Genomic DNA, 16932 nt, shown 5'->3' on the forward strand with positions numbered 1-16932 from the left:
ACTATGAACAAACAAGCTGAGAAAAAAGTTGGGAAATCTTTTGAAGAATTAACACCGGAAGAAATGAATAAAGTTCAAGGAAGTTTCTTTGGATGGAGCTGGTCATCATCATCTTCTTCATCATCATCAAGTAGCTGTTACTCTACAAGATGTAGCTATAGCTGCTGCTCTTCAAGATGTTGCGGGTGGTAATTTAAAATAATCAAGTTGCTAGACGAGTTCCTCTTGATAGGAAGCTTGTCTAGCACTTGTTTTTAACTAAAGAAATTTTACATAAATAAACGAACAAAAGGAGTTTGACATGAGTCTAAAAAACCTGGCCAAAGGCACATCTATCCGTCAAAGGTATGAAGCGTTACAAGAATATTATAAAAACAAGCAGATGACTGTTCCAAAAGGGCAAATTGAGAATTATAAAAAGTGGCGTAAGCGTCCTACAACAGTGACAGATGAACGATTTAAAGAAATTTTAGCGTCGTTAAAGTTAACTGAAGAGGATTTTGGTTTAGCGATAAAAGAATTAACTACAGATGAAAAAGAGTCTATTTTTATGACTATATCTAAAGAACAATGGGTGCGGACTACAAAATTGATAATGTCGCAAGAGGACCGTTTATCTGAAGATGTTTTTGATGATGAAAAAGCGAATTTTACGTACGCCTTACGTTTGCACATTGATTATTTTGAAAAAAAATTATATCAAATAGTGGCGGATTTTCCAACACTCCAAATTCAAGCAACTGCTATGGAAAATTTCATTGGTGAAGTGATCAATCGTTTTATGGACATAGGGTTACGCACGTTTGTGTATGATTTACATGTAGAAAAAGAGAAGCTGTCCTTTTCAGAGTCGTTAGATGAGAAAGAAGGATTCAAAGAATACTTGATCGCTCGTTTTGATACACGAGAAAAATTGCTTGATTTTTTTGATCAGTATCCAGTATTAATGAGACTTTATGCTGAGACGATCGATTTTCAACTTACTAATTTTAGAGAGTTGTTGCAAGCACTAGCTGAAAGCGAAACAGAGTTGAATCAAATTTTTCAAGTAGAGCTTCCTCTATCATTAAGCGGTTTAAAAATGGGAGCAGGAGATTCTCATGATCAAGGAAAATCGGTAGCGATTTTAACATTCAGTAACGAAATCGATGTTGTTTTTAAACCAAAAAATTTAATGATTGGTGAGCGTTTTGATCAGTTTGTTCAGAAAATCAATGAGATGGAGAATGCATTCGATTTTTATTTGACCACAAAAATAATAAAAGAAAAGTACACATTCGAAGAACGATTGATTTATTCTGAATGTTTGTCGAAAGAGGATGTTACGCACTATTATCGTCAATTCGGACAGACTGTAGCTTTAGTATATTTGTTGAATGGCAATGATTTCCATTTGGAAAATGTTCTGGCTTTCGGAAAATATCCAGTCTTGATCGATCTTGAAACGATCATTCAAAATCATTTTCCAATGCCGGACAGTGAAAATGCAATCGTGAAAGTCATGCAGGAAAATGGTGAATCTGTAGTCATGAGTGGTCTGGTTCCAATCTATTTATTTGAAGAACGAGCAGAAGCTGACGTGGAAGGTGCTACAAAAGGGATTCAGTTAAGTGCTCTTAGTGGTGGAGAACAAAAATTACCTTACAAAGTCTTGAAACTGATTAATTTTGATTCAGTCAATATGCAGTTTATGTATCAAGAACATATCACAGATGCAGCAGAAAATATTCCTTTGTTCAACGGTGAAAAAGTTGATTTCGTTCCTTATATCGAAACGATCATTGACGGATTTAAAGAGTTTTCAGCATTTGCTAGAAATAACAAACAAACACTAGCACACTTGGCAGAAAAGACGTTTTCAGATTGCTTAGTCCGCAACGTGATCAAAACAACACAAAGCTACGGGGACTTATTGGATTATTCAACTCATCCTACTTGTATGGTCGATTATATAGAACGTGAAAAACTATTTGAAAATTTGTGGATGCATGGCTATTCTAATTCCAAACCCGTACCTTATGAAGTGCGCGATATGCTGCAACATGATGTACCGATTTTCTTTAACCCCACAAGTACCAAGGATTTAATGGCAAGTCAAGGTGAAATCATCAAAAATATGTACCAAGAAAAAGCTCTGGATCTCGAAATTTTACGATTAAGAAATTACTCTGAATTAGAAGAAGAGCAACAGCTAGATTATCTAAAAACTTCATTCGGCTTGTATCATTCAACCGATTTGCAGGAAAAAACAGTTCCATTAAAAGAGCAAATTCATCAAGTCAACTTTTTAGATGGGGCTGTTGCAGTGGGGGAAACGATTCTTGAAGCTGCCTTTTTAGGTGAAGAGTCAATTGCCTGGAAAGATATTGAAGAAACGTCACCAGATAATTATGTCGTCAATGTCATGAATGAAAATTTTTACGATGGAATTAGCGGAATGTACTTATATTTTAGTGAGCTCTACCATATTACAAAAGATCAGAAGTTTCAAAAGCCATATGAATTAGCAGAAGCATTAGTCTTGAAACTTGAAGAAGATTATGTGGACAGTGTTTCAGCTTTTTACGGTTCCTTTGCTGCTGTTTATCCATTACTTTATAGCTATAACTATAATCATGATTCTAAATTAATCAGGGCAGCAGAGTCGATTGCTGCACGATATATGGAAAGATATGACGGGGAAGTAATTGAAAGTTATGATTGGAATGGTGGTACAGCATCGATCATAAAAGTATTTGTTCATTTATATCAACTAACAAATAAAGAAAGCTATTTTGTTTTTGCTAAGCAGTTACTTTTCGATTTAGATCTTGAAAAAATTACTCAAGGTGGGTTTGCACATGGCTACTCAGGAGTGATCCATGCTGCTAATAGCCTTTTGAAAGTTGAAAAAGATCCTGAAATTATGCTATTGATCAAAAAATGTTTGGTCAAAGAAAGAACCACTTTTGATCCTACCCAAAATGGTTGGTTGGATTTACGTCCAATTCCCCCAATGGTCAATGATTTGTGGTGTTATGGATCAACAGGAATCGGCTTGGCTTATTTAGATTTATTAAATAGCGGATTTGAAGATTCACGTTTACGAAAAGAAGTTCAAATTGCAGCAGAACGTTTGATCAATCAGGAAAAAAGAGATGACTGTTTATGCCATGGTAATTTTGGCGATTTGGAATTCTTGATCGAATATGGAAAATCAAGCTGGGCGACCAAACAACATAAAGATGCTATTGAAGAGAAAGTAAAAAAAGCTTATCAGAAAATCCTTGAAGAAAACTATACATTTGAAGGACTGCCGACGATTCCTAAATATGGACTGTTTACAGGATTGGCCGGTATTGGACACCAACTGTTACGCATACACAATGCAAATCAAGCAGCAGACATACTAACCTTGGAATTACCAATGGAATAAGGAGGAATCATATTGACGAAAAAAGTGCCATTTACTGAACAAAGTGAACATAGTGAATGTGGGCTAGCTTGTACGACGATGGTTTTAAACTATTATGACGATAATGTGACGCTGAGCCACCTTCGTGATGTGTACGGTGTTCCTAAAGGTGGAAACACACTAACAAATTTAAAACAAATTTTATTGGATCGAGGAATTGAAACAAAGGCGATTCGAGTCCTAGATTTAGAAATTTTAGAGGAACAAGCTACACCTACGATCTGTTTTTGGGAAGAACGCCACTATATTGTATTAGAGAAACTAACAGGGAAAGAAGCAACAATTTTGGATCCTGCAAGTGGACGGAAAAAAATTAAAAGGGCAGAATTTGAAGCAAGCTTCTCTAATATTGCTTTGATTTTAACAGACGTTGACGTTACGATCACACAGCGAAAGAATAAAAAAAATGCTACTTGGCTGATCTTAAAAGGAATATTAACGGATCAAAAAGCAAAAGTTGCCTTGTTTATCGCCCTGACTCTGTTGATTCAAATGGTGACGATTGCAATTCCTAGACTGACGCAAATGATCATAGATAATGCAAATGTTGCTGTTTCTAATATATTCCAAATCGGTTCAACGATCGCCATTCTTTTTATCGCTTATTATCTGCTGCAAGTTGCAAGAGGCTTAGTGTTGATCGTGTTGGAAAATTTATTTGATTTAACCTTGATGAAAGCCTTTATGAAAAAAATCATTCATTTACCGTTGCGTTTCTTCGTTAATCGTTCAACGGGGGATTTGATTTTTCGTGCGAACCTTAGTGTGATCATCCAGCAAATCATGAGTCAACGGATGTTGACGATCTCGGTAGATTTTTTATTTGTGTTCATCTATTTAATTTTAATGGTTAATTTATCACTAAAATTAACTCTAATTGCTATTTTCGGAGCATTTATGATGGGGGCTATTTCAGTTGTTAACTCGAAGCGAGTGCAAAGTATTACGAATAAAGAACTGATTGCTCAATCTAAAGTTCAGCGCATCTTGGTAGAATTATTTGAAGGAATGGAAACTGTTAAATCGTCTGGATCAGAAAATCAATTCTATGCAAAATGGCGTAATGAATTCAAAAATCAAATTATGTTACGGGCTGAGAAAAATCGCTTTTCAACGTGGGTTAGAACAATTCAAACATCCATTCAATTTATTTTGCCGATCGTTCTGATTTATGTAGGGCTGTTTCAAGTAACAAAAGGACAAGTGACATTGGGAGAACTTATCAGTTTTAATGCATTGTCCGGAGCCTTTATTGCGCCAATCGTCACCGTCTTTGATTCTTATACAGAGTTCTTACTTTTACGATCGTACTTTGGTAAGCTAAATGAGATTTTAGAAGCAAAAGATAATCCTCGTTTGGCAATTGACGGAGAAACAATAACAACGGTTGATTCGGTGAATGTTGAAGATGTTTCATTTAAATATAGCTACTTTGAGGAAGAGATTTTACATTCTGTTTCTTTCCAGATAGAACATGGAGATAAAGTTGCAATTGTAGGGAAAAGTGGTTCAGGGAAAAGCACATTATTGAAGTTATTGGCAGGCTTATACGATACAACTTCAGGGCAAATCAGGTTCAACGATATCGATCTCAAACAAATTGATGACGTCTCGCTAAAAAAATGCATTAGTATTGTTAATCAAAAACCAACAATATTCAACGCTTCTTTATATGACAATATTGTGTTGAATCAAGCTGAGGCCACTGATGAACGAGTTGAGCAAGCAATCTTTGATTCTAGAGTAGATGAAATCATCATGAATTTACCTTTGGGATTAGAAACACAAATTTCAGAAGGTGGAATGAATTTATCGGGAGGCCAGATGCAGCGGATTTCCATTGCTCGAGCATTGGTAAAAGAAACAAGTTTACTTTTAATGGACGAACCGACAAGCTCTTTAGATAATATTTCAGAAAACTTTATCATGAACCGCTTAAAGACGTACGATTTCACCTGCATTATTGTGGCCCATAGATTAAATACAATCAAACATTTTGATCGAATTTTAGTTATGGATCAAGGAAGAATTGTTGAAGAAGGAACACATCAGGAATTATTAGCTCTAGAAGGCTATTACCATTCGATTTATTTTGATCCAACAAACGCCGTATAGCAAATAGATTACTGGTTGGGGTTAAGGAGAATAAGGGGGAGAATAAGATGGCAGTTATTGGCTATATGCGTGTCAGTACGCACTATCAAAAATTTGATTCTCAACAACAAGCATTGGAGGAGTATGGTGTCGACCAAATATTCAAAGAATATGAAAGTGGACGCAAAAGTTTTCGTAATGAATTGAATAAAGCTTTGCAAATTTTGAAGCCTGGTGATACATTTGTTATTTTTAAATTGGATCGATTGGCTAGAGGTACGAAGCAACTGCTTGGATTGTTAGAAGAGTTTGATCGAAGAAATATTCATTTTGTCAGCATTGAAAATAATATTGATACCTCTACACCAATGGGGCGCTTCTTTTTTACGATCATGGGAGCATTTGCTGAAATGGAAGCAGAGTTGATCAGGGAACGTGTTTTGGCAGGATTGAGTGCAGCTAAAAAAAAGGGTGTCATTTTAGGCCGCCCCCCACTTGTCAATGAAGTGAATGAAGCACTTGAACTTTATCACAACACAGATATTTCAACAGAGGAAATTTCAAAACGCTGTGGTATTTCTACATCAACGATTTATCATCATTTAAGAAAAGAAGGGATTTATCGGACGAAAAAAACAGCTGATATATCCAAAAATAATAAATATTTAGTCAGCAGCGGAGGAAAAAAATAAACAAAAAGAGCCGAAATCTCAACTGATTTGGCTCTTTTTGTTTATTTTTTATTGTAAAATTCGAGCATATCTAGTAGCAAACTCATTATTGTAAGGTACCCCATTTACGTTAGTGCCGACATCCCAATTAGCTGACCACGTCATCAAGCCTTTGATTGGATTGCCATCTTTTGCTAACTGATCAAGCGCTTTGTAAACAGCTGTTGGATCAATTACATACCCACTGCCAGCGCCATCAACATTTGCAGGTAGTCCTAACACAAGTTTATCATTTGGAATTTTTAAGAATGTCCGTGTGCCATGAATCATAGAGTCCGACATATAATAAAGAAATTCATATTTCAGCGCATCATTACTTTGTGGGATCCACTTGTTGATTTCATCTACCCAAACGCCGTCTCCACCTTGATTATATAACTGTGGTGCAATGTAGTCATAGTAACCATCTAAAGAAGTAATGTATTTTTCATAAGCGCCGCCTGGTTTTAAGTAAGGAAATTCAGGTGCCATCGTGATGATGAAGTTTTTACCTTGTGCTCTGTAATGTTCTTTGACTTTTTTCAAAGCGGTTGGGATAACAGTTTGATTATCACCTGCTGTAATAGCAGATTGCTCTAAATCAATATCCAGTCCATCAAAGCCGTATGTTTCCACTTGACGAATAATTTCATCAGCAAAGGCTTGTTCATCACCTGTTTTTAATTGAATATGAGCATCAGCACCACCTAAAGCAAGTAAGACAGCACGTCCTTGGCTATTAAGTAATGCGACATCTTGACGAAAGGCGGCATCTGTTTTGTTATAAGGTGCAAACGTCGGAATTCGGCTAATACCATCACTTTTCATGAAGGATACTGGAACTACATTGTAGGTCTTGTTCACTTCTGCTAATGAAATATTTGCAGAAGTTCCTTGTTTATAGCCATCGCGACCTTTAGAAGCCCAGTTATGCCAATAGCCAACAAGGACTTTTTTATTTGCTACGCTAACCATTTCGCTGGCTGAGTCAGCGGCTTGTGCAGGAGTGGCTGTAAAAAAGCTGCCGGCAGCAATACCTGAAACGAGTAAAAAAGCAGGAATCAATTGTTTGATTTTCATGTGCTTGTCTCCTTATAGTTTGTTTTATTTGACGTTGACGTCGATTGCTTGATAAAAAGCATTTGTCGTATCATAAACATTCCAAACAGCATAAATCACATGATACCCTTTATGGTCACTAGGAACGGTAATCGTATGGTTGACAGAAGCTTCTGGGATTGTTGCTTTGTCATCAACACGGCCGATCAAATCAAAATTTTTAATATCTAAAGGCTGATTTGGATTCCAACCTTGCTTCGTCATATAGTAATCCCACGTAGAAGTTCTATGACGAGCAGTTAAAGTCCAGTTGATTGCAAGTGGGCCTGTTGTAATATCTGTTTTATGCCAAAGATCAGCTGTTTGAACATCCAATGGCTCAAATCCACTAACACCTGCACTCGCTAATTTTCCTGGAATAAAAGTGTTTTTAGTTGTTTCAATACTTTGAGGTTCCCATTCAGCACGGCCAACATTTTTATTTATTTTTCCACCTTGACTACTGCCGAAATAAGCGCGGCTTCCTGGTGATGAAACATATCCATGCGCATGGGTGACAGTAGCTGAAACAGATAAACCTCCAGCTAATAAACTAAGTGTAAGTACTGCTTTGAGCATTGTTTTTTTCATTGTAATTCCTCCTAAAAGTATTTTGTAGCGCTTACAATAATAAATGTAACATGGTATTTTATATTATTCCAATAATATGCAACTATTTTTAAAATGATAATTCAGTGAGAGGATTTGCGAAATATATTCTTCAAAAAAGATGTATAGTTTAGTGGCATAAATCAGAAGAAAGTAAAAAATCGCTCGTTAAGATTATGCTGAATGCATGGTCCAAACGAACGATTCTTCATTGTCTGCTAATCTAACGAGTTAAGGTTTTTTCATCGTTAGCAATCACAGCTAATAAATTTTGATTGTTATTAAAGGTAGCAAAAACTTTCGCACTAGTAAAGTCAGGTGCTGTTAAATCGGGTGACTTCATAAAGTCGTTAAAAGCTGCTTCATATGCTAAAAGATCTAACATGTACAATGATTGATAGGTCTGATTTAAAAGCATCCCTTCAGAAGCCAGGTCAAAAGCAGTTGCATAATTTTTGATCAATGAATAAAATTTGGCGGTATTGAAAAACACCTTAGTCGCTTCAATAGGTATTTTTATCGTCATTTTTTTGAGCATATCGATCGATTTCTCATAATAAACTTGGGCTTTATCTAGTTCATTAGCCATTTCATATACGATCCCCAGGCTGTTGACGGAAAGAATGGCATAAATAGAATTTGAATCACCAAGTTCATCCGCTCTATAAAAATAAAATAAACTGTCTGTTGTATTGTTATAACCTAGTAAGTTAGTGATGCCCATAAAGTAAAACCAGCGAACTTCCAACTCTTTATTTTGGAAATCAGCAACATTTATTGACGTTTCTTTTAGCAATGAATGAGCTTCTTTATGTTTAAATGTATTGCACAGTTCTTCTACATTGTTTAATAAAGACATTAACTTCTTTTCGTCATTGTCATCTAGGACACTTTCTAGACTAAGATTTAATCTTTTGCATATCGCATCAAGAATCTCAAGGCTATCACAGACATTTTTGTTTTCAATATTACTAACGGTTCCTTGTGTACAAATTCCAGCGGCCAAAGTTACTTGCGACAATTTTTTCTGTTTCCTTACTGTTCGGATGATGTCTCCTTTGATTCTCATATTTTTCCCCTCTATGTTTATGCATTATAGTTCTAGTTTTATATAATAGTATGGTATTATTCTTTTAGAATCAACTAATTTTTTGGAGGGATAGCGATGGAAACACTTTTGGATCTGTTGAATGAAGTGCTTGTCTACGGGAATACTGGTCACGTATAGTGCAAAAAAATTAGTGAATAGAGTTTTTTTTTTAACAAATAGGTAAGACTAAAAAACTTTTTAGAACAGAGGGATAGACACTTCTGCTTTGAAAAGTTTTTTTGGAATATATAGGAAAAATATTTAAAAAACATAAAATTTAACAATTATTTTAAATATATATTAAAAACAATTTTGAGAAAACATCAATTTCTTGAATCTGTTTAAGCTATCATTAGTTGTATCCTCGATTCAGTAACTTATGTTATAATTTAGACAGTTATAGAAGCAAAAAAAGGAGGAGATCCAATGGCAAAAAAATTTACGACCCCGTATGAAGTTGCCTATTATGATGGCGATATTACAAGAAAAATGACAATTCCAGCAATGCTAGCTGTTGTGATCAAGACATCTGAAGAACAAAGCGATGCCTTAGAACGTGGTTCTGATTTTGTTGCTTCGTTTGGACTTGGCTGGGTTATTACCAATTATGAGATCCATATCACGCGTTTACCTAAAGTTGGAGAAAACCTCTCTATTACGACGCAAGCAATCGCGTATAATAAATATTTTTGTTACCGAAATTTTTGGATTCATGATGAACAAGGAAACGAATGTGTGTTGATCAAGTCGACTTTTGTCTTGATGGATAAAGAAAATCGCAAAATGAGCAGTGTTCTTCCTGAAATCATCGAGCCGTATGAAAGTGAAAAAATCAAGAAAATTTATCGTAGTGAAAAAATCGAAAAAGTGGAATCAGGGGACTTTTTACCCTATCGTGTTCGTTATTTTGATATTGATGGGAACCAGCATGTTAATAATGCAATCTACTTTAATTGGTTGCTAGATGTGTTAGGTTATGATTTTCTAAGTACACACGAGCCGACATTTATTAATGTGAAATTTGATAAAGAAGTGGAATATGGTCAGGTAGTAGAGAGCCATTATGAAATGCTTGAAGGTGAAGAAGGAATAACAACACGGCATGAAATTCGAATCGATGGTCAAACCTATTGTGAAGCTAATATGAAATGGAAAAAAAGCTAATAGACTGATAGAACCAGATCAAATTTTGGGACTAAGGCAACTTTTTGTTTTGTCTTAGTCTTTTTTAGTATAAAATAATAAGTGAATAATCATTTTAACGATATGTACGTAATAGTGAATTGATAGGAATAGAAAGGACAACATACTCTATGATTCGTTTAGGTTTGACTTCTTTTAATGAACATGACAAGTTAACTGGAAAAAAGCGTTCTACTTTATATGAATACGCAGGTTATTTACCTTTGGTTGAGATGGACACAGCCTATTACGGCATTCCCAAACAAGAATCTGTTAGAGAATGGACTAAATCGGTTCCAGATGGCTTTCGTTTTGTGATGAAAGTCTATAGTGGGATCAGCTGTCAAGGCGAGTGGCAGCAGTATTATCAAAACGAAGAAGAAATGATTGAGGCATTTCTGACAAGTATGACGCCTATGATCGAAAGTGGTAAACTTTTTGCATTTCTGATTCAATTTTCTGGAACGTTTGCATGCACAAAGGAAAACGTTCAGTATTTGGGAAAAATTCGCCGCTGGTTTGCTGATCTGCCAATTGCGATAGAATTACGAAATGGTTCTTGGTATACCGCAAAATACATTAAACAAACACTGTCATTTATGAAAAACAATGAATTTTCATTAGTTGTGGTCGATGAACCGCAAATTCCTACAAATCCAGTGCCATTTTTCCCTTATGTTACGAATGATCAATTTGTCTTGTTCCGATTTCATGGACGTAACGCTGCTGGGTGGATGGCAAATGACAAGGATTGGCGTAAAAAGCGCACCTTATATCGCTATAACTCAGAGGAAATCGCAGATTTAAGTGAAGCTGTGGAAAAATTATCTCGTGAAGCCAAAGAAGTCGGTGTGATTTTTAACAATAATTCTGGCGGTGATGCGGCAGGCAACTTGCTGGAAATGAAAGCGGCATTGAATTTACAATATGAGAATTTAAACCCCAAACAAATGGGACTGTTTTAAAAAGAACATAGAATTATTAAAGAAAGGATTCCCATGATTAAAGCTATTTTCTTTGATATCGACGGCACTTTGGTGGATAAAAACAGCAAAGCTTTGATATCTACTAAAAAAGCAATTGCTCAAGCTCAGGCGCAAGGAATCATTTGTGGAGTAGCAACAGGTCGAGGACCTGTTCATTTAAGCAAACAAATAGATGAATTGAATTTAGATGTTTTTGTTGTCTACAACGGTCAATTGGTTTATACAGAGGAAGAAACGATTCGATCAGCACATTTTTCTGATGAAACCCTAAGAAGGATTGTTTCATTTTCTGACCACTATCATCGTCAGATCATGTTTGGCTCAAGAAGTAGTCTGGAAGGTAGTTCGCTGATGCGCTTTGGCCAAAATAAATGGGCTAAAAAAATTGTCCGTTTTTTACCCAAATATTTTCCTGCGAACTTTGTCAAAAATTTAATCAGTCGCTTTTCGATTCATAGAAAAGCACAACGTTATTTTGACCTGGATGTATTGAAAGAGCCGATTTATCAATGTGTTCTTTTAAGTCCTAAATCAGAGGAACAAGCTTTAAGAGAACAATTGCCTAATTGTCATATAACGCGCTCAAATCCGTATACAGTGGATATTATTCCAGCTGGTGGTTCAAAGTTAGTTGGAATTAAAAAGTGTGTTGATTATTATGGTATTTCGCTCGATGAAGTGATGGCCTTTGGCGATAGCTGGAATGATATAGAAATGCTAGCTGGCGTCGGTATTGGTGTCGCTATGGGAAATGCAGAAAAAGAAGTAAAGGAAGCTGCAAAGTACGTGACCACAACGAATGAAAAAGAAGGAATCTATCAAGCGTTGTTGCATTATGATATTATTGACTAGTTTTTTTGAAAATGATGAACCCTGTTTTTCATTCAAAACAGGCTGAACTTTTTTATACTTAGGAGGAACCTAATGAAAATCGATAATCCATTTGAAAAGACAGAAGCTTTTCACCAAAAGTTTGATAATAGAAGACCTGAGCTGCCAACACCATTTTCTGCCAAACAAGCGTCAGATCGAGCTGGTTTTAAAGTAGAAGAATTGGTTGAATTTCTTTATGGATCAGCGAATAATGATCCAGTTGTTTTTAAAGAACTAGTAACTCAGTTGAAAACATCTGTTGATCAGGCAGAAGAAAAAGTGCTCAGCAAGGAAAAGAAAGTAGAAGATCCCCTAGTTGAACAAGTAGATGCTTTGATTGATCTGTTATATTTTACGTATGGTTCATTCTCCTTGTTGGGTGTTGATCCGACCGAAATCTTTTCAATTGTGCATGAGGCAAATATGGGGAAAATATTTCCCGATGGAAAGCCTCACTATCATCCTGTAACACATAAAGTGTTAAAACCAAATAATTGGGAAGCTGATTTTGCGCCAGAACCAAAAATTAAAGAAGAAATAAAACGTCAGTCTGAAGCTAAAATGAACGGAAAAAATAGCTGAAATCATAACTCAAAACAGAACGCTAATCGTTTTGTTTTGAGTTATTTTGATAGCATGTACTTAGACTTTTTCTGTAAATCAAGACATATCACAAATCCAGATTCAATAGAAAGTTCTAGTGAACTAAGACATTAAATAGACTATAAATGATTGTATTTACGTGGAAAAATCAAAATAAAGGTAAAGGTTAAACGACAAAAAAGGAAAGAGTGTGATGAATTTTCAAAAAAATTGAAAATTCATCACACTCTTTAAACTAGGATCCAGTTTTAATTGAATGAATCCCAAAAGTTTTTTTGAAAATGTCTTATCCATAGAAAACTCACAATGATTAAGAGCAACAAAACACTTAAATTAAGCGGCCAAAAGGGGAAAGTCATGGCAGCAAAACCATAAATGCCTAAAAGAATCAAACTTACAAAAATTGAGCCAATCATTGTAAAGACTAATCCTACACTTCCAGAACCACGAGTAAACAATTGATTGACACTTGTCCACTCCAACAAGATAAAGCGAAGGTCTCTGGCAAAAAAACGTAAACAGAGCAGATAACTGCCAAACAGTGCCCCTGCCAATAAAATGATAGTAAACAGGATCGGTAATCGGAATAAAATCCCTCCAATCAATGCAATACCACCAGTTAATACAGATTGAATGATTAAGCCAACCAAAAACTTTTGTTTCATATATTTAGACATCGAAATAGGCAAAGTCTTTACAAAATTAAAGTTTTCTTGATCGAGAGAAATCATATTACTGATAAAAGAAGTCTGATTGACCGTCATACAAGCTAGAGCAATACCAGTTAAAAAAACTACACCGACAAAACGAAAATCGATATGACTCAAATCTAAGGATCCACCGATTGCAAATGTTACGATGAAGATCAAGGGCATCAGCAAAGAATTCGATAAAACTTGCATAATTAAATTTGGTTCTTTCAATAATTGCGTATTATAACTTATAAGCAATTGATTTAAATTTTGATTCGTTTTGTGTTTACGGCGACTTATACCTGTAGCAGTGGTTGCATCCGTTAGTTGTTCATAAAGTTTTGGTAAGATCAACACCTTGATAGCTAGCATCAATACTAGAAACAACCCAAGTAACCCAACGAAACTAAATAGCCCTGATGCAGTCAAAGGTCTAGAGACAATATAAAATAACGGAAGTAAAACAGAAATCGGATTACGGTCCATTTGACCTGTCTCGATAGAAGAACTTTGCCCATTCATAAAAATAATCCCGACAATCGCAATCGCCATTGAAATGCCTAACAATAAACTAGTAACAAGTTTTTTGTGTTTTTTGAAAAGTGCAGTTCTGGTTAAGCCGAAAACAATCAGACAGCAAACTGCAAAAACCGTTGCTAAGACTAATAAAAAGAGCAAAATTGCTAAAATAATCATGAGCGGTAGAAAAATTCCAGACCGCCATCCAGTCAATAAAAATACAATGAGCATTGGAAAGACAAAAGGCGTAACGGTTAAGGTCACTACCAAAATTTTCGCAGTAAAAATCATACTTTGTTGAAATGGCAAAGGCAAATAAGCTGGTAAATCCTGACTTTCAAAAAAGACATTATAAATAACCGAAATCCCTTGTGAAAAAGCCAAGATACTAAATAAGGCTACATAATAAGTAAAAAAACCAGGCATCTGACTGAAGTCGATAAAAAACATTGTCATGCCATAGATGAATAAAAACAAAACGCCAGATAGTAAATACTGGTTGATCAGAGCTTTCGTCAAAGCCTTTCCGCTTTTCCCTTTTTTTCGAGCCCGTTCTGTTACTTGAGGATTCGCATAACGTAGATTGACTCGCGTTAATTCTAATAACTGTGTTTTATTCATAGGATTCACCTTCGATACGTTCGACAAGTTGCGAATCTGATTGACGTCCAGCCATTTTTAAATAAATAGACTCTAATGTTTCATTCGGAGACTGCGCTAACAAATTATCAACAGAACCATTGTAGATGAGTTCACCTTTCTTTAAAATAGCTAAATGATCACACAACTGTTGTGCTGTATCTAATGCGTGAGTTGAAAATATCACAGTCTTTCCTTTGGCTGCATGGGCTTTCATCATTTCTTTCAAGTCAAAAGCCGCTTGGGGGTCTAGACCTTGTAAAGGTTCATCTAAAATCCAGATATCAGGATCAGGTAACAATGCACCGATTATAATTGTTTTTTGACGCATCCCATGTGAGAAACTGGCTAATGTCTCATCTTGATGACTTACCATGTCAAATAAAGTAGCTAATTCATTTAAACGAGTTTGTTTTTGTGTCTCTTTAAGTTCATATGCCGCAGCAATCAAATCCCAATACTCACTGGCTGTCAGCTGTAAAAAGATATCGGGGGTATCAGGAACATAGGCAATTTTTTTCTTAATGGATTGTCGATGCTCCGCTAATTCTAATCCATCAACGGTAATTGTACCGCTAGACGGTTCAATAATACTCACTAAACTCTTAATAGTTGTCGACTTGCCTGCACCGTTGTGACCAAGAAAACCAAAAATCTCACCTTGTTTAATGGTTAAACTCAATTCTTTCAATGCTTCTTTTGATCCATAGTTTTTACTAACGTTAACTAACTCAATCATAATAATTCCTCCTCGTTTTTTATAACCTATTTTTATTATACGCTGGTCATTTCATGAAGAAAATGCTTTCTATTAAAAAACACACAGGAACTCCATATTCGGACTTCGCTGTGTATTTACTTTATATGTTAACGTTCAAAAAAAGTTTGATACAACGCTTGAATCGCTTTTTTCTCTTGATCCTCACGTATTCCAAACATAATACTAACCTCAGAAGAACCTTGGTTGATCATCTCCAAGTTGATTTTATTAAAAGCCAAAGCCGCTGTACTATCCGCCATTACACCGATTCTCTGACGCATTCCTTCACCTACGACCATCAACATCGACAAGCCATGTGTAATTCGCAATTCGTCAGGTTCAAGTTCATCTTCTAGACGTTTCATCAGTTCCTCTTCAATGTCGATCGTTAATTGACGCTCTCGTAAAATAATCGAAATATCATCGATCCCAGAAGGCATATGTTCATAACTAAGCCCTAATTCCTCCAAAATTTGCAATAAACGCCGACCAAATCCTAGCTCTCTATTCATTAAATACTTGCTGATATAAATGCTGGCAAATCCTTGGTCACTTGCAATTCCAACAACTGGATCGTGCTTTATCGTTCTAGAAGTTGTGATCAAAGTGCCCGGATGTTCAGGATTATTCGTATTCTTGATAACCACTGGAATATTGGCGCGGTAGGCAGGCATCAATGCTTCATCATGAAGCACTGCAAAACCAGCATACGCTAATTCACGCATTTCCCGATAAGTTAGTTCTTTGATTGTTTTTGGTTCGTGAACAATCCCTGGGTGGGCAACAAAAATACCATTAACATCTGTAAAGTTTTCATAAAGATCAGCTTCCACACCTGCGGCAACGATCGATCCTGTTATGTCTGAACCACCTCTTGAAAATGTACAAATATCTCCAGCTTCTGTGAAACCGAAAAAGCCAGGGATGACTAAAATTTCTTCTGTTTCTTTAAACTGGTTGATTTTACTTGAAGAAGAAGGCAGAATACGCGCATTACCAGGTTCATCAGACACAATGATCCCAAGATCTTTTGGATTTTTGTAACGAGCATTCAAGCCGCGTTGCTGGAAAAAAGAAGCAACTAGCTTAGCATTGTTGTCTTCACCACTAGCTAAAAACGCATCAAAAAGATGAGGGTTGTCTTCTTTGGGTAAAGTTGCTAGCGTTTGAATGGCTTGTTGGATATTGCTTAAAACGTCTTTATCAAGCGTTAATTCATCCAAAATTGCTTCATAGCGACCAACGATTTTTCCGATGATATCAGTTGTATTTTCATTATTTAAATAAGCATTATAGTATGTGATAAGTAAATCCGTGACTTTAATATCATCTGATGAACGCTTACCAGGAGCTGAAACAACAACAAACTTTCGTGAAGCGTCTTCTTTTACGATGTGTAAAACTTTCTCTAACTGCGCAGCAGATGCTAATGAACTGCCTCCAAATTTTATGACTTTCACTTTTTTCACTCCTAATTTTAATAGATTTTTCATTATAATAGTAAAAGAATACCGAAATATGGACTGAAAAGCAACTGCAAAAATGACAATTATTCGATCTTTTCAGTTATTTTTCAACAAATTTCTTCATTTTTTTTCAAACATTTGTTAGACTGGTAGAGCT

General features: G+C 35.7%; 14 protein-coding genes. 8 read left to right on the plus strand and 6 right to left on the minus strand.

Annotated features, from left to right (window positions below):
• Positions 1 to 3: 3 nt before the first annotated feature.
• The 4 genes from A5821_RS15425 (at position 4) to A5821_RS15440 (ending at position 6240) form a co-directional block, all read left to right on the plus strand.
• Complete coding sequence (locus A5821_RS15425; RefSeq protein WP_139844071.1) at positions 4 to 192, plus strand: serine-rich class II lanthipeptide; 189 nt, start codon at positions 4 to 6, stop codon at positions 190 to 192.
• Positions 193 to 301: 109 nt separating this feature from the next.
• The gene (lanM, locus tag A5821_RS15430) at positions 302 to 3415 is read left to right on the plus strand and encodes a type 2 lanthipeptide synthetase LanM (protein ID WP_086315599.1); all 3114 of its coding nucleotides are present in this window, start codon (positions 302 to 304) and stop codon (positions 3413 to 3415) included.
• Positions 3416 to 3427: 12 nt separating this feature from the next.
• Positions 3428 to 5569 (plus strand): peptidase domain-containing ABC transporter, encoded by a 2142-nt coding sequence (locus A5821_RS15435; RefSeq protein WP_086315600.1) that lies wholly within the window; start codon positions 3428 to 3430, stop codon positions 5567 to 5569.
• A gap of 47 nt (positions 5570 to 5616) precedes the next feature.
• Positions 5617 to 6240 (plus strand): recombinase family protein, encoded by a 624-nt coding sequence (locus A5821_RS15440; protein WP_086315601.1) that lies wholly within the window; start codon positions 5617 to 5619, stop codon positions 6238 to 6240.
• 48 nt (positions 6241 to 6288) lie between these two features.
• On the opposite strand, the gene A5821_RS15445 is transcribed toward A5821_RS15440, so the two are convergent.
• From A5821_RS15445 to A5821_RS15455, 3 genes are all read right to left on the minus strand, one after another.
• A complete protein-coding gene (locus A5821_RS15445) occupies positions 6289 to 7338 on the minus strand; it encodes a chitinase (protein WP_086315602.1) in 1050 nt (349 codons plus the stop codon).
• 24 nt (positions 7339 to 7362) lie between these two features.
• On the minus strand, positions 7363 to 7947 hold the full coding sequence (locus A5821_RS15450; RefSeq protein WP_086315603.1) for a lytic polysaccharide monooxygenase: 585 nt from the start codon (positions 7945 to 7947) through the stop codon (positions 7363 to 7365).
• 241 nt (positions 7948 to 8188) lie between these two features.
• Positions 8189 to 9034, minus strand: a complete 846-nt coding sequence (locus tag A5821_RS15455; RefSeq protein WP_086315604.1) for a helix-turn-helix domain-containing protein — start codon at positions 9032 to 9034, stop codon at positions 8189 to 8191.
• A gap of 447 nt (positions 9035 to 9481) precedes the next feature.
• Between A5821_RS15455 and A5821_RS15460 the strand changes: the two genes are divergently transcribed.
• The 4 genes from A5821_RS15460 (at position 9482) to A5821_RS15475 (ending at position 12678) form a co-directional block, all read left to right on the plus strand.
• On the plus strand, positions 9482 to 10219 hold the full coding sequence (locus tag A5821_RS15460; protein ID WP_086315605.1) for an acyl-ACP thioesterase domain-containing protein: 738 nt from the start codon (positions 9482 to 9484) through the stop codon (positions 10217 to 10219).
• A gap of 149 nt (positions 10220 to 10368) precedes the next feature.
• A complete protein-coding gene (locus A5821_RS15465; RefSeq protein ID WP_086315606.1) occupies positions 10369 to 11202 on the plus strand; it encodes a DUF72 domain-containing protein in 834 nt (277 codons plus the stop codon).
• Between the two features lie 33 nt (positions 11203 to 11235).
• Positions 11236 to 12075, plus strand: coding sequence for a Cof-type HAD-IIB family hydrolase (locus tag A5821_RS15470; RefSeq protein ID WP_086315607.1), 840 nt, complete (start codon positions 11236 to 11238; stop codon positions 12073 to 12075).
• Between the two features lie 72 nt (positions 12076 to 12147).
• Entirely contained in the window at positions 12148 to 12678 is a 531-nt protein-coding gene (locus A5821_RS15475; protein ID WP_086315608.1) for an HAD family hydrolase, read from the plus strand.
• Between the two features lie 269 nt (positions 12679 to 12947).
• Here A5821_RS15475 and A5821_RS15480 read toward each other — a convergent pair whose 3' ends face one another.
• The 3 genes from A5821_RS15480 to A5821_RS15490 form a co-directional block, all read right to left on the minus strand.
• Positions 12948 to 14531 carry an ABC transporter gene (locus tag A5821_RS15480; protein WP_086315609.1) on the minus strand — a complete coding sequence of 528 codons (1584 nt, stop codon included), beginning with the start codon at positions 14529 to 14531 and terminating at the stop codon, positions 12948 to 12950.
• Positions 14524 to 15288: an ABC transporter ATP-binding protein gene (locus A5821_RS15485; RefSeq protein WP_086315610.1), complete on the minus strand. Its 765-nt coding sequence runs from the start codon at positions 15286 to 15288 to the stop codon at positions 14524 to 14526. Before A5821_RS15485 ends, A5821_RS15480 begins: the two co-directional genes overlap by 8 nt.
• 128 nt (positions 15289 to 15416) lie before the next feature.
• On the minus strand, positions 15417 to 16769 hold the full coding sequence (locus A5821_RS15490) for an aspartate kinase (protein WP_086315611.1): 1353 nt from the start codon (positions 16767 to 16769) through the stop codon (positions 15417 to 15419).
• Positions 16770 to 16932: the final 163 nt, after the last annotated feature.

The sequence above is a fragment of the Enterococcus sp. 7F3_DIV0205 genome, assembly GCF_002141365.2.
GTDB classification, from domain to species: Bacteria; Bacillota; Bacilli; order Lactobacillales; family Enterococcaceae; genus Enterococcus_L; species Enterococcus_L palustris.

What these genes read in the sequence shown, in the direction of transcription:
- A5821_RS15425 (WP_139844071.1), top strand. Translation starts at nt 4, where the DNA reads ATGAACAAACAAGCTGAGAAAAAAGTTGGGAAATCTTTTGAAGAATTA.
- lanM (WP_086315599.1), top strand. Translation starts at nt 302, where the DNA reads ATGAGTCTAAAAAACCTGGCCAAAGGCACATCTATCCGTCAAAGGTAT.
- A5821_RS15440 (WP_086315601.1), top strand. Translation starts at nt 5,617, where the DNA reads ATGGCAGTTATTGGCTATATGCGTGTCAGTACGCACTATCAAAAATTT.
- A5821_RS15445 (WP_086315602.1), bottom strand. Translation starts at nt 7,338, where the DNA reads ATGAAAATCAAACAATTGATTCCTGCTTTTTTACTCGTTTCAGGTATT.
- A5821_RS15450 (WP_086315603.1), bottom strand. Translation starts at nt 7,947, where the DNA reads ATGAAAAAAACAATGCTCAAAGCAGTACTTACACTTAGTTTATTAGCT.
- A5821_RS15455 (WP_086315604.1), bottom strand. Translation starts at nt 9,034, where the DNA reads ATGAGAATCAAAGGAGACATCATCCGAACAGTAAGGAAACAGAAAAAA.
- A5821_RS15460 (WP_086315605.1), top strand. Translation starts at nt 9,482, where the DNA reads ATGGCAAAAAAATTTACGACCCCGTATGAAGTTGCCTATTATGATGGC.
- A5821_RS15465 (WP_086315606.1), top strand. Translation starts at nt 10,369, where the DNA reads ATGATTCGTTTAGGTTTGACTTCTTTTAATGAACATGACAAGTTAACT.
- A5821_RS15470 (WP_086315607.1), top strand. Translation starts at nt 11,236, where the DNA reads ATGATTAAAGCTATTTTCTTTGATATCGACGGCACTTTGGTGGATAAA.
- A5821_RS15475 (WP_086315608.1), top strand. Translation starts at nt 12,148, where the DNA reads ATGAAAATCGATAATCCATTTGAAAAGACAGAAGCTTTTCACCAAAAG.
- A5821_RS15480 (WP_086315609.1), bottom strand. Translation starts at nt 14,531, where the DNA reads ATGAATAAAACACAGTTATTAGAATTAACGCGAGTCAATCTACGTTAT.
- A5821_RS15485 (WP_086315610.1), bottom strand. Translation starts at nt 15,288, where the DNA reads ATGATTGAGTTAGTTAACGTTAGTAAAAACTATGGATCAAAAGAAGCA.